Genomic DNA, 12,075 nt, shown 5'->3' with positions numbered 1-12,075 from the left:
ACCCCTACCTCGACAGCGTTTTTAGAATATCAGCAAATACACCCGCAGAGGTTACCTCAGCACCGGCACCATAGCCTCTTATCACAAAAGGCTTTGGTTGATAATACTGACTTAAAATAGCCAATGCATTTTCACCATCGCGAATATCGTACAGGGCATGCTCTTTATCTACCGCTTCTATGCCAACGCGACATTTACCGTCAACGATTGAACCAACATAGCGTAGCACTTGACCTTGTGCTTTTGCCGCTGCAATACGCGCAGCAAAAGCGTCATCTAATTGTGGTAATTGCGCCATAAATTCGTCAACACTGGCGCCCTCGGCAAACCCTTCAGGTAATACAGATTCAACTTCAATATCGCCCAGCTCCAGCGGCAGTCCCGATTCACGAGCAATGATAAGCAGCTTACGCGCGACATCCGTACCAGATAAGTCATCGCGAGGGTCTGGCTCTGTAAAACCGCTTTGTTTGGCTTTCTCTGTCGCTTCCGATAGTGATAAACCATCCGACAATACGCCAAAGATATACGATAGCGAGCCTGACAAAATACCACTGAATGACAGCAGTTCATCTCCTGCGCCAAACAGCAATTTGAGATTGTCTAATACAGGGAGTCCGGCGCCCACGTTGGTTTCATATAAAAAGTGACGGCGCTTAGCTAGTGCAGCCTGTTGTAGTGACTGATAATACTCATAGCTGCCAGTATTGGCTTTTTTGTTAGCCGCCACGACATGAAAACCTGCATTAAGAAAATCTAAATAGCCATCGGCAACGAACTGAGCCGCACTACAATCGACAATCACAGGATTAATTAAATGATTTTGTCTAACAAACTGGCTAACCTGTTGTAAATCAAAGCCCGACTCAGCTTTCTCTAGCGCCAGTTCCCAGTTATCAAACGGTACGCCTTCTGGGTCTAAATAACACTTACTTGAGTTTGCAATGCCATAGAGGTTCAAGCGTATATTACGTTTTTCAAGCCATGCTTGCTGCTTATGAAACTGCTTCATTAACTCCTGACCCACTAGACCGCAGCCAATCAAGAACACATCAATAGACGGGACATGCGTAAAGAAGTTTTCGTGACACACCTTTACCGCGTCTTGGCAAAGTTCACCGTCAACCACTGCCGAAATCGAACTCTCCGTTGAGTCCTGCGCAATGGCAACAATATTTACCTGAGCCTGAGCAAGTGAAGCAAAGAATTTGGCCGCAAGACCTTTGTGCGCTTTCATGTTATCGCCAACCAAAGTAACGATAGCAAGGCTACGCTGGACTTCAATTGGGTCGATTAAACCTGCTTGCGTTTCAAGCTCAAATGCCTGTTCAAGCGCAACCAGCGCGAGAGTTAAGTCTTGCTCATGGACACAGAAACTGATGCTGAATTCACAGGAGGATTGCGTAATGAGTACGATGGATACATTATCTGCTGCCAATGCGGAAAATACTCGAGCAGCCATGCCAACCTTGCCTTTCATCCCTGGTCCTGCCACGGTCAACATAGCCAGTTTATCAAGACTCGAAAGCGCTTTAACGGGAGCTTCTCCACCGCCCTGGGCACAGATCAGTGAGCCAGGCACTTCTGGATCATGAGTATTTTTAATTTCACAAGGCACATCTGCTTTTGCGCAAGGTAAGATTGTTTTTGGGTGGAGCACTTTAGCGCCAAAATAAGATAGCTCCATGGCTTCTTTATAAGATAACACGTCGACCTTAGTCGCTTTCTTTATCAGGCGAGGATCTGCACTGTAGACGCCATCAACGTCAGTCCAGATTTGGCAGATTTCGGCTTCAAGGCACGCAGCAGCGACCGCCGCAGAGTAGTCAGAACCATTGCGACCAAGCGTTGTCAGCTCGCCCGCTTCATTGCTTCCAGTAAAGCCCGCCATAATATAAAAACGCGACGCTTTGGCACGCACCAACTCTGCAAAACATAATTTACTTAGCTTAAGGTCAACTTCGGCATCGAGATACCCGCCCTGCGTTTTTACACAAGCGTCAGCACTAAGCGCTACGGAGTCTGATTGCAGCATGGTGTCCATCAGCGCAACGCTAATGCGTTCGCCAAAACTAATGACATAGGCCCTTGCTTGATCTGGGCAATGCCCCAGTAACTTGGCGCCATCTAATTTATTCTTAAGTAATTCAAAGTCAGGCCAGCCTACGACACCGCCGTACACCGCTTGCACTTCATTGTGTAAGTCATGGCTGCGGGATGTGAATGACTGCCACTGGGAGTCAAACGCTTCCCCCCGTCCAGCCAAATCAGCAAGCTCAACAAGCTGATCTGTCATGCCACCGGGAGCCGACAGCACGACAAGCGCTTGTTGTTGGCCATGATCTTTAACCAGCTCCCTGACTCTTTGTAAACAGGCAAAATCTTTGAGGGAAGACCCTCCAAACTTTAGTACTCGCATCATTTTTCCTCATTCCAAAAACAAAAAAGGCCTGTGTTCTTAGTGAACACAGGCCTTTTTCAAACTCGCACTGACCTATGCCACTATCCTGTTAGGATGGTGGTTGTAATAATGGTCGTAGTGATAATATTCGTTTTCATAATTTTAGAGTGCCTGAAGTTTAGCCATGCTGTCAATACGAAAGAGTAAAATAGATTATGCAAATTTCTAATAGTGACATTTGTAATTTGCATAGATAAGTTATCGGATACCAAACTGGTGCAGCAATCCTAATAACTGCTCTGCTTTTACTGGTTTTTCTAGAAACCCTAACGCCCCCAAGTTTTCTACTCTTTCTTTCATCTTTGCCTGAACATCAGCCGAAATAACCACAACAAAACATTCAATTCGGTGTGCTTTTATTGCCTCTAACACAGCAATCCCATCAAGTACTGGCATGGTTAAATCAAGGCACAATAAATCTATTTGCTGAGTTTTCAGTAAATCAATCGCCTGCTGGCCATTCTGTGCTTGATGCAAGGTCAGGTCTAATTTGCTCTGTAAGTTTTTAATGACTTGTTTACGGGCAACAGCCGAATCATCGCAAACTAAGACGGAATAACTCATAAAGTGGTCAGTCTTGTACTATCGTTAATAAAACGGTCACTGGGTATCGCTATCTTATAACACATTAAACTTTCCTAGGTAAGGCGTTAAAAAGCATATTTAATGAAGATAATTATTTATTTTTAACCATTTATTGGCTAACTTTAAAAACAGATTATACAAAGGCGATGAACTTACCGTAGGAGCTCAGCTTAATTCATGCTGCAAAAAAGCCTCTCAAAAAAATTGCTCACCAATGTGCTATCGGTTTACTTCCTTCTAACCTTTGTCGTCACATGTGGTCAAATCGTTGCAGAATACGTCAATACCAAAGACTATATTCGTAATGAACTCACCATGCTGCAAAAAACCTTTAGCCGCAGTTTGACCCGTGCCATTTGGGAGCTCAATACTAAGCAAACCGTTACCACGGCAGAGGGCCTACTAGCGATCCCCATGATTGAAGGGATTATTGTACGTGATGACAGTGGTGAAATTATTTCACAGCTTGGCCGTTCGTTAGATATTCACGAACTGTATAGCCAACAACTTGTTCAAGAAGAAGCAATAATTGAAGATACGCCATCCGGTTTGTTTGGTTACACATTTCCATTAATTTTTGAGTTCTCGGGTCGTGCAACTCAAGTCGGTGACGTAACCTTGTTTTCTAGCCGAGAGGTCGTCTTTAGTCGCATCATGATCTCAATTTACTTTTTGATAGGCAATGCAATGATCAAGACGACATTCTTGATTATTCTGTTTTTAATTGCCTTCAGAAAGCTGCTTACCGAACCGCTAAGCGACCTCACCGAGCAAATTGAAGACTTTGAGGTCGACAATGTTGATGGCCATAAGATAGACATCGGCGCTAAAGAGCGCAACGAACTAAAGATCATGGAAGAGGCATTTAATAAGCTGATTGATAAGGTCTCTGAATATCGTAAAAAGCTCGATCAAACTCAAAAGGAACTGCTGATCAGCAATGAAAAGCTTGACCAACACAACATTCAGTTGGAGCAAGAAGTCGCGCGTAAGACCTCAAACCTTAGCCAAGCGATGATGGATCTACAGCAACAAAAATATGAATTAGAAAAGCAGAAGTTAACGCTCACGGAAGAGATTGATCTAAGAAAACAAACAGAAGAAGAGCTACTAACAAAACAAAAAGAGCTTGAGAAGTACGTAGATGAGCTGAACATGGCACAAGAGCGTTTGGTGGGTTCTGAAAAGATGGCGGCTCTTGGTGGTCTCGTTGCTGGTATTACTCACGATATTAATACGCCTGTTGGCATCGGCGTGACTGCGACTTCATTCTTACAAGAGCGCTTAGATCAGCTCGAAGCCGCTTACAACGGAAAAACACTATCGCCAAAGGCGTTAGAAGAGTTTATTAGCGAAGCAAAGCAGAGTGCGAGCCTGCTTACAACCAACTTAGACCGCGCGTCAGAACTTGTTGCAAGTTTTAAACAAATTGCGGTCGATCAGGCCAGTGAAGCAGTTCGTACTATTAATTTTAAGCAATACCTAGGTGAAGTGATCCGCTCGTTACACCCAAAATTGAAGAAAACTCATCATCAGGTGAATATTGAATGCCCAGAGGATATGACGCTAAACTTACCGGCCGGAGCAATCAGCCAAATATTCACTAATCTTATCATGAACTCCTTAATCCATGGTTTTGAAAATCAAGACCAAGGACAAATAGATATTAAGATTAAAGAAGATAACGGTATGGTAAATATCGTCTACAAAGACAACGGCAAAGGCGTGAGTAAGGCCCAACTAGACAGGTTGTTTGACCCCTTTTTTACGACCAAACGCGACCAAGGTGGCAGTGGGCTTGGTACCCATATTACGCTAAACCTCGTAAAACAAACCCTGAATGGAGATATCGAAGTAAATAGTGAAGAGGGCAAAGGCCTCACCTACTACATCAGCTTCCCAAAAGACTTACAAAAACCAATGGCGATGTTTAGTTAACAAAAGCCAGTTTACAGTACGACAACCGTTCAATACGCCAAGCTTCCGATTAGTGTATTGGAGCGGGTTGTCTACCCCACCATCAAACGTCATCTAGTGGAATACAAGCTGTGACCTTTTTGCTATGATGACCACAATTTTATTCCAGACGGGCATATTTCTATGTGGTTCAGTAACTTAATCTGCTACAAATTCAAACAAGATGTAACTTACGCACAAGAAGATTTCGAAAAAGCACTCGAGCAGGATATTTTTCGTCCTTGTGGTAGCCAAGACATGACCACTTTTGGCTGGACCAAAGCTTTTGGCAAACATGGCCAAATGCTTTCACATTTCTCACAAGACAGCATTTTAGTGTGTGCTAAACGAGAAGAAAAAGTGCTACCAGCCGCCGTGATTAACGAAATGGTCGCCGAAAAAATTGAGCAAATAGAGCAGCAAGAAAATCGTCCGGTAAAGAAAAAAGAAAAAGACGATATTAAAGAAAATATCCTAGCCACTTTATTGCCTCAAGCGTTCAGAAAATCGAGCCTGCAATTTGCTTTTATCGACCAAAAATCAGGTTGGGTGATTGTAAATAGTGCCAGCTTCAACAAAGCGGAAGAACTACTTGCACTACTGCGTAAGTCTTTGGGCACACTTCCTGTTGTACCTGCATTTGCGAACTATGATTTAGACTTACAGCTAACACACTGGCTCACCGAGTTTAGTGCACCTGAAAGCTTTGCAATAGGCACCGACGCTGAGTTGCAAGAGCCAGACGACAACGGCGCTCAGGTAAAGTTAAAACAGCATGATCTTTCATCAGACGAAATCAAAACGCACTTAGAAAATGGTAAGCGTGTGACTAAACTCGCGTTAGATTGGCGTGAGCGCGTGAAATTCATTTTACAAAACGATGGCACATTAAAGCGTTTAAGCTATGCAGAAGCACTTAAAGACCAAAATGCGGATATTCCAAAAGAAGATCTAGCCGTAAAACTTGATGCTGACTTTATTTTAGTTTCGGAAGAAATCAAAGAGTTGTTAGAAGATCTAACCAAAGGTCTTGGTGACGACGAAGGCTTAGAGTCTTAATTTAGTATCAACTACCGATTGGGTACGAAAAATTGATAGCGGATATGGCTATCAATTTTTCTTTATCCAGCTCAATACTCTATCTTAACAAGGTCACTTTGCGCCAATAGCGAATGGACTGCCATATTGCTTCGTCACAAAGTAAATTTTGTCGTTAACCTTATCCATAATGGGGAAGCCTTGTGCACCAAGCTGAGTGTGAAAGCCAAAGTGAGAGACCGTGTTTTCGGAAAATGGGTTTGCCAGATATTGCAAATCTAGATAGTTCCCATTGTGCTGTCGAGCATAAAAGCAGCGCTTGCCGCAGCCATAGAAAACGTCGTTCAGATAGGGGATATCGAGCTCTATAATATGTAACTCATATGTGGTGAGATCATAGTAGTTGCAAAAAACAGTACTCAATTGACCCCTTTAGTGGCAAAGCCTAGCTGGCTTTCTATTGCTCTATTTCTTACTACTACCTGGTATTTATTAATATCAGCTTGACATCAATTAATGTGGTGGAAGACTAAGCGTACTCAAGTACGAGCGTTTAGTTACTGGCTCGCCACTTTATTTGCACTAACCAACGCATTTGCCGCGCTTTATTTACTCTTCAATGGCATGATAGGAATTCGGCTTTGGCAGTAACGCTTTGCTAACCTGAATTTCAGGCATCGAAGACAATTTACGCCAGTAGTTCGATACCCGGAAGCGGTAATTCGTACAATTAAACGGAGTTTGACGCGTGAATGTGAAAAGCATTTCATTGGCTTTGATGGTAGTGTTCATTTGGGGGCTTAACTTTTCGGTCATTAAATTTGGGCTAGCAGAGTTGCCTCCTATTTTATTCTCAGGCTTGCGTTTTTTAGTAGTCGCGATCCCAGCAGTATTCTTCATTCCTTTTCCTAACACATCGGTATGGAACGTACTCGGGTTGAGCTATTTTTAGGTGTGCTTAAGTTTAGCTTGCTGTTTATTGCGATGGAATCGAATGCATCAGCCGGCATTGCTTCTTTGCTGCTACAAGCCCAAGTCATTTTCACGATTTTGCTAAGTGTTTTATTGTTAAAGGAAACCATGAATCGCTTTCAAGTAGTGGGGATTAGCATCGCAACGTTTGGCTTTAGTTTGTTTTTTATCAACTCCTCTAGTTCAACGACAATATTGGGCGCGGTGCTCATTCTATTCGCGGCATTATTTTGGTCGTTTTCAAATCTCATCATGAAGCGCCTACAAGACGTTAACTTACTCCACTTTATTGTTTGGGTAAGCCTAGTGCCACCATTGCCGCTTTTTACACTGTCTTATTTTATTGAAACTGACTTCCCATTGACCTTACTACTAAACACCACAACACAGTCTTGGTTATCCATTGCCTATGTGGGTTACATCTCGACACTGATTGCATTCGCAATATGGGGTTGGCTACTTAAAAATCACAAGGCTGCGGCAGTGACGCCTTTTGCCTTATTAATCCCTATTGTTGGCATTGTAGGTTCAGCCTTATTACTTAATGAGCAGTTGATGCTAATGGAAGCTATTGGGGGTGGTTTTATTTTATGTGGCTTAACGATTTCTGTCACAGGTGCTCGGATAAGCAAAATATTTAGAAAGCCCCGAGCCGAGGCTATGCCCTAAACGCCAAAGACCTCAACAGAGGTCTTTGTATTCACGGTAAGCAAAAGGCGCTAAGCAAACATTGTTTTAACGTCTTCGAGTACATGCAAATAAGTGTCATCAGCAAACATGTTCACCTCTCTTATTACGCCTTTTTCTTCATACTGTTTTAGCGCTGCTGACTTATCAGACACCTGCAAAATACCTTCTACGATTGCACCAACACGAATAAAGTCGACATAACAGACATGTTCAGGCCGATAATTTGGGTTTGCCCAGCTTTCTGCAACTTCAACAAACTCATCGGTGAATTCCCACTCTCGCATTATTGCACCACCAATCTTGCCGCCTAATTTCTGGATGGCATGGGCCAAAAAGCTTGGATTGGCGAACACTTCAGGGTGACGTTCAGCCTCTGTCAAAATGGGTAAAACACCAATATTAAACACCAAAGAAGCCAACGTGATTGTATCTTTGTTAAGTGAGGTGTGCTTGTTGACACGAAGGTAAAAATCCATCGTTGTTATCGCCTGGCAAGCGACTTTAAGCGTTTTCTGCCAAGCTTTATCCATGTAAGTCTTGATAAGCTTGTTATTAGAAACAAATAGCTGCTCCATCGCCATTGCGGTAGCGATATTCTTGATTTGTCTGAGACCGATACGGGTTACCGCCTGATTTAAGGTATTTACCTTCACCGTACGGCCCATAAAAGCGCTGTTGGCAACTTTGATCATACGTGCTGCAAGGGCTGGGTCGTGAGAAATAACGTCTGCCATCTGCATCAAGTTGATTTCAGGATCATCTGCCGCTTGCCTAACACGAACTGCAATTTCAGGTAATGTCGGCAATACCAAGGTATCGTTATTGATTCTGTCAGTTAGAATCGTGAGCAAAGCATTTTCTGTAGACATGAAACCAAATCCCTTAATAACTGAATAAAAGACCTGACTACAAGCGTAAGCTTATGGCAAAAGTAAGCACTTGCTTGCTGGAGGTCACACTGCTGATTTTTAGTATCTATGACGTAAGTATTGTCTAACTTTCGGATAAAGTTAAGAAAATCTAAAAAAATAATATTTTATTTATATACCCTCAACAATTAGCAAGTTAGAATTCAAGGCATATGGTGCTTTGTGGCAAACTTTGCCGCAAAAATACTGAAAATGACCCACGGGCGGGCACAAATGGTGACCTTTCACGTTAACAGCGGCTTACGTACCACATGCCAATCTAAGTTAACTAAGCATAGTTATACAAAATCGTGTAAGGTGATCGCCACATAATTAGAACACACCGACAACAAGGGAGCATTATGAAACACTCTATGATTTCAGTTGCAATTGCACTTGCAACAGGTCTAACCCTAACTGGCTGCTCTGAGCCATCAACTTCTTCTGAAAAACCGGGTGCACAAACTGAGCAAGTACAAGGTAATACCAAGCAATCAGGCTATAAGCTAGTTAATGCATCTCAAGACAGACTAGATATTTATACCCCAGTAACGCTAGAAACAGACTTAAGCCACCTAAGCGATAACCAGAAAAAGATGTTGGCTTTACTCATCGACGCTTCGGTTATTATGGATGATTTATTTTGGCAGCAAGCATTCGGCGAAGACAAAGCAACATTCCTAAGCAAAATTTCAGACGAAAAGGTACGCCAATTCGCGGACATTAACTATGGGCCTTGGGATCGTTTAAATGGCGACCAAGTTTTTCTTTCTGGCTTTGAAGAAAAAGCACTGGGTGCGGAGTTTTATCCAAGCGACATCACCAAAGACGAGCTCAATAACGCCGATGTAAAAGATAAAACAGGACTGTATTCAGTTATCCGCCGCGATGAAAACGGCAAGCTATACAGCATTCCATATTCATCAGTATATAAATCTGAGTTGGATAAGGCCGCCGAGCTTTTACGCCAAGCAAGTAAACTGGCACAAGACAAAGAGTTTGCAAACTACTTAAACTTGCGCGCAGATGCATTAGTCAATAATAGCTACCAAGCGTCTGATTTCGCTTGGATGGACATGAAGAATAACCCGATTGATGTGGTGATTGGTCCAATTGAAACCTATGAAGACCAGCTATTTGGCTATCGCGCCGCTTTTGAGTCTTACGTTTTGGTTAAAGACTTGGCGTGGAGTGAGCGTCTCGCTAAATTTGCCGCTTTCTTACCTGAGCTACAAACCGGCTTGCCTGTTGATGATAAATATAAGCAAGAAGTACCAGGCTCTGATGCCGACTTAAACGCATATGACGTCATTTATTATGCAGGCCATTCAAACGCGGGTAGCAAAACCATTGCGATTAATCTACCAAATGACGAAGAAGTGCAACTTCAAAAAGGCACGCGCCGCCTACAGCTTAAAAACGCTATGCGCGCAAAATTCGATAAGATCTTAGTACCGATCGCCGATCAACTTATTGTCCCTGAGCAACGTAAGCACATCACCTTTGATGCTTTCTTTGCTAATACCATGTTCCATGAAGTAGCCCATGGACTAGGTATTAAAAATACCATTACAGGTAAAGGCACCGTGCGCCAATCACTACAAGAACACGCCAGTGCACTTGAAGAAGGTAAAGCCGATATCCTAGGTCTATACATGGTCGAGCAATTGCTTAAAAAAGGCGAGATCACCGAAGGTACACTTGAGGATTACTACATCACCTTTATGGCAGGTATCTTCCGCTCAGTACGTTTTGGCGCATCCAGTGCACATGGTAAAGCGAACATGATCCGCTTTAACTTCTTTAAAGAAGAAGGCGCGTTTTCAAAGAACACGGATGGTTTATATCAAGTGAATATGGAAAAGATGGGCGCAGCGATGGAGAAACTGTCTAACCTTATCCTAACGCTACAAGGTGACGGCGACTATCAAAAAGTAGACCAACTGATCGCAACACACGGCGATATCAAAGCGGAACTGCAAAAAGATCTAGATAAGCTTTCCAAAGCGAACATTCCTGTTGATGTTACCTTTAAGCAAGGTAAGCAGGTGCTTGGACTGTAATTACCGAGCACACCATGCCATAGTGACTGAAGCGACAAGCTGAAAGCCTATGGCATGACTCAACGCATTACAATGTAAGTTGAATAAAAATCGCAAAATCACCTAAAGTAAATTAAGAACAAGGCCGATACAAACCAAACATTGTGTTAAAACAAAAAGGAGTTTTTATGACAATGAACTTTCGCATCCATTCTGCATCACTGACTATGGCACCCGCAAAGCCTGCTGCTACACAAGTGAAAGCAGCGTCAGAAGCAGCCACCCCTAAGGGGGATGAAGTACAACAACCATCAGACAAGCCAAATGCTATTGCAGCCTACACTGGTGATATTCCCAATAGTTCACCTTACAATGCACTATTAAACCCAGAAGGTTTTGATTTTGACAATATGTCCCTCAATGAATTTTACGATGTTGTTGATGCGATTCGAACCTTAGAGTTTGATATAGAACGTGCTAGTGGTAATACGGGAAGTTTACGTGATACATTTTGGCATGATGTGATGTCTGTTAAGGGCTCTTTGGAAGGTGTAAATTATGAGAAGCAAGGAATAAAGCCTGATGAAAAAATCAACATCTCACAATTTTATGAGCAGTCAGTAGATGAAGCCAGAAATATGGAAGAAGAGAACTACCGCTCTTTTCATGGTGTATTAGGGTATGCTCAAGAGCAACAAGAAACTGTAGCGCTCATCACTTCCGAATCTTTTATTAAAGAATATCAAGAAAAAGCAATCAGCTTTTTAAAAAGCCAAGAAACTCAACTAATTGATACGCAGGCTTAAGTAGCCTGCGTAATATTGAATTAATTCTCTCGGTATTCGTAACGTACGCCACCACGAGTGCCTGTACCACCGCCATTATTCATTAACGCTAAGCGGTAGTTACCACGAGGTAGATATCTACCAATATGCGTGCCTCGGTCAATTATTTTGCTATCACGATATAAAATTAGCTCCATATCATGGCCGTCATAGTTTTTCTCTATGGTGAAGAAGTAAGAGTTGCAGCTAATACTAGCGCTAGAAAAGCGAGTTAGGGTAACTTCTTGGCCCACTTTAGCGCTCTTATATCTGGTGTACTTATATGTTTCACAGCGCCCTCGATTAACACCCTGTTCACCCACCTCCATATTTTCTGCACTTATCACGACGCCTTGTTGCGAGCTCAACTCACCTTCCGCGAGAGCATAAGACATAGCTGAAGCGCCAACCAAAGAAGCAAGCACAATTGATTTAAATAGATTAGTAACTTTCATAATATTCCTTTGTTTTAGAAGTTATTCTTATTTGGCTTGAGCTGGAAAAGAGAGGTAAAGCTATTATGGAACACCTTTAAAATCCCTTTTACAGAAACAAACTCAATGAAACTTTAATCGCCCCTCGTCCCTAATACAATACTT

The 12,075-nt window shown here is 42.6% G+C and carries 11 protein-coding genes; 6 read left to right on the top strand and 5 right to left on the bottom strand.

Annotated elements, in window-relative coordinates:
* Nucleotides 1-4: 4 nt before the first annotated feature.
* Both thrA and B1L02_RS03525 read right to left on the bottom strand, forming a co-directional pair.
* Nucleotides 5-2,419 (bottom strand): bifunctional aspartate kinase/homoserine dehydrogenase I, encoded by a 2,415-nt coding sequence (gene thrA / locus B1L02_RS03530; protein ID WP_088529944.1) that lies wholly within the window; start codon nt 2,417-2,419, stop codon nt 5-7.
* Nucleotides 2,420-2,659: 240 nt separating this feature from the next.
* On the bottom strand, nt 2,660-3,025 hold the full coding sequence (locus B1L02_RS03525; protein ID WP_088529943.1) for a response regulator: 366 nt from the start codon (nt 3,023-3,025) through the stop codon (nt 2,660-2,662).
* Between the two features lie 198 nt (nt 3,026-3,223).
* Here B1L02_RS03525 and B1L02_RS03520 point away from each other — a divergent pair, with 198 nt between their 5' ends.
* Together B1L02_RS03520 and rdgC are read left to right on the top strand one after the other, a co-directional pair.
* Nucleotides 3,224-4,984, top strand: a complete 1,761-nt coding sequence (locus tag B1L02_RS03520; RefSeq protein WP_088529942.1) for a sensor histidine kinase — start codon at nt 3,224-3,226, stop codon at nt 4,982-4,984.
* Between the two features lie 162 nt (nt 4,985-5,146).
* Nucleotides 5,147-6,061: a recombination-associated protein RdgC gene (gene rdgC, locus B1L02_RS03515; RefSeq protein WP_088529941.1), complete on the top strand. Its 915-nt coding sequence runs from the start codon at nt 5,147-5,149 to the stop codon at nt 6,059-6,061.
* Between the two features lie 93 nt (nt 6,062-6,154).
* Here the strand turns inward: rdgC and B1L02_RS03510 are convergent, their stop codons facing one another.
* Nucleotides 6,155-6,463, bottom strand: a complete 309-nt coding sequence (locus B1L02_RS03510) for a hypothetical protein (protein ID WP_088529940.1) — start codon at nt 6,461-6,463, stop codon at nt 6,155-6,157.
* 355 nt (nt 6,464-6,818) lie between these two features.
* Between B1L02_RS03510 and B1L02_RS24905 the strand changes: the two genes are divergently transcribed.
* Together B1L02_RS24905 and B1L02_RS24900 are read left to right on the top strand one after the other, a co-directional pair.
* Nucleotides 6,819-6,992 (top strand): EamA family transporter, encoded by a 174-nt coding sequence (locus tag B1L02_RS24905; RefSeq protein WP_250644913.1) that lies wholly within the window; start codon nt 6,819-6,821, stop codon nt 6,990-6,992.
* Nucleotides 6,962-7,681 carry an EamA family transporter gene (locus B1L02_RS24900; protein ID WP_250644912.1) on the top strand — a complete coding sequence of 240 codons (720 nt, stop codon included), beginning with the start codon at nt 6,962-6,964 and terminating at the stop codon, nt 7,679-7,681. The genes B1L02_RS24905 and B1L02_RS24900 overlap by 31 nt, the downstream gene beginning before the upstream one ends.
* Nucleotides 7,682-7,731: 50 nt before the next feature.
* On the opposite strand, the gene B1L02_RS03500 is transcribed toward B1L02_RS24900, so the two are convergent.
* A complete protein-coding gene (locus B1L02_RS03500; RefSeq protein ID WP_088529939.1) occupies nt 7,732-8,571 on the bottom strand; it encodes an HDOD domain-containing protein in 840 nt (279 codons plus the stop codon).
* A gap of 401 nt (nt 8,572-8,972) precedes the next feature.
* Here B1L02_RS03500 and B1L02_RS03495 point away from each other — a divergent pair, with 401 nt between their 5' ends.
* Entirely contained in the window at nt 8,973-10,673 is a 1,701-nt protein-coding gene (locus tag B1L02_RS03495; protein WP_088529938.1) for a dipeptidyl-peptidase 3 family protein, read from the top strand.
* 167 nt (nt 10,674-10,840) lie between these two features.
* Nucleotides 10,841-11,458, top strand: coding sequence for a hypothetical protein (locus B1L02_RS03490; RefSeq protein WP_088529937.1), 618 nt, complete (start codon nt 10,841-10,843; stop codon nt 11,456-11,458).
* Between the two features lie 20 nt (nt 11,459-11,478).
* Here B1L02_RS03490 and B1L02_RS03485 read toward each other — a convergent pair whose 3' ends face one another.
* Nucleotides 11,479-11,931 (bottom strand): hypothetical protein, encoded by a 453-nt coding sequence (locus tag B1L02_RS03485; RefSeq protein ID WP_088529936.1) that lies wholly within the window; start codon nt 11,929-11,931, stop codon nt 11,479-11,481.
* Nucleotides 11,932-12,075 lie beyond the last annotated feature (144 nt).

The organism is Pseudoalteromonas piscicida (assembly GCF_002208135.1).
In the GTDB taxonomy this organism is placed as follows: domain Bacteria; phylum Pseudomonadota; class Gammaproteobacteria; order Enterobacterales; family Alteromonadaceae; genus Pseudoalteromonas; species Pseudoalteromonas piscicida_A.
The sequence above is the reverse complement of the archived record's forward strand: the minus strand, read 5'-3'. Positions and strand labels throughout refer to the sequence as shown.

Coding starts and splice junctions, on each gene's coding strand:
- B1L02_RS03490 (WP_088529937.1), top strand. CDS start 10,841: ATGACAATGAACTTTCGCATCCATTCTGCATCACTGACTATGGCACCC.
- B1L02_RS03495 (WP_088529938.1), top strand. CDS start 8,973: ATGAAACACTCTATGATTTCAGTTGCAATTGCACTTGCAACAGGTCTA.
- thrA (WP_088529944.1), bottom strand. CDS start 2,419: ATGCGAGTACTAAAGTTTGGAGGGTCTTCCCTCAAAGATTTTGCCTGT.
- rdgC (WP_088529941.1), top strand. CDS start 5,147: ATGTGGTTCAGTAACTTAATCTGCTACAAATTCAAACAAGATGTAACT.
- B1L02_RS24905 (WP_250644913.1), top strand. CDS start 6,819: ATGGTAGTGTTCATTTGGGGGCTTAACTTTTCGGTCATTAAATTTGGG.
- B1L02_RS03485 (WP_088529936.1), bottom strand. CDS start 11,931: ATGAAAGTTACTAATCTATTTAAATCAATTGTGCTTGCTTCTTTGGTT.
- B1L02_RS03525 (WP_088529943.1), bottom strand. CDS start 3,025: ATGAGTTATTCCGTCTTAGTTTGCGATGATTCGGCTGTTGCCCGTAAA.
- B1L02_RS03500 (WP_088529939.1), bottom strand. CDS start 8,571: ATGTCTACAGAAAATGCTTTGCTCACGATTCTAACTGACAGAATCAAT.
- B1L02_RS03520 (WP_088529942.1), top strand. CDS start 3,224: ATGCTGCAAAAAAGCCTCTCAAAAAAATTGCTCACCAATGTGCTATCG.
- B1L02_RS24900 (WP_250644912.1), top strand. CDS start 6,962: ATGGAACGTACTCGGGTTGAGCTATTTTTAGGTGTGCTTAAGTTTAGC.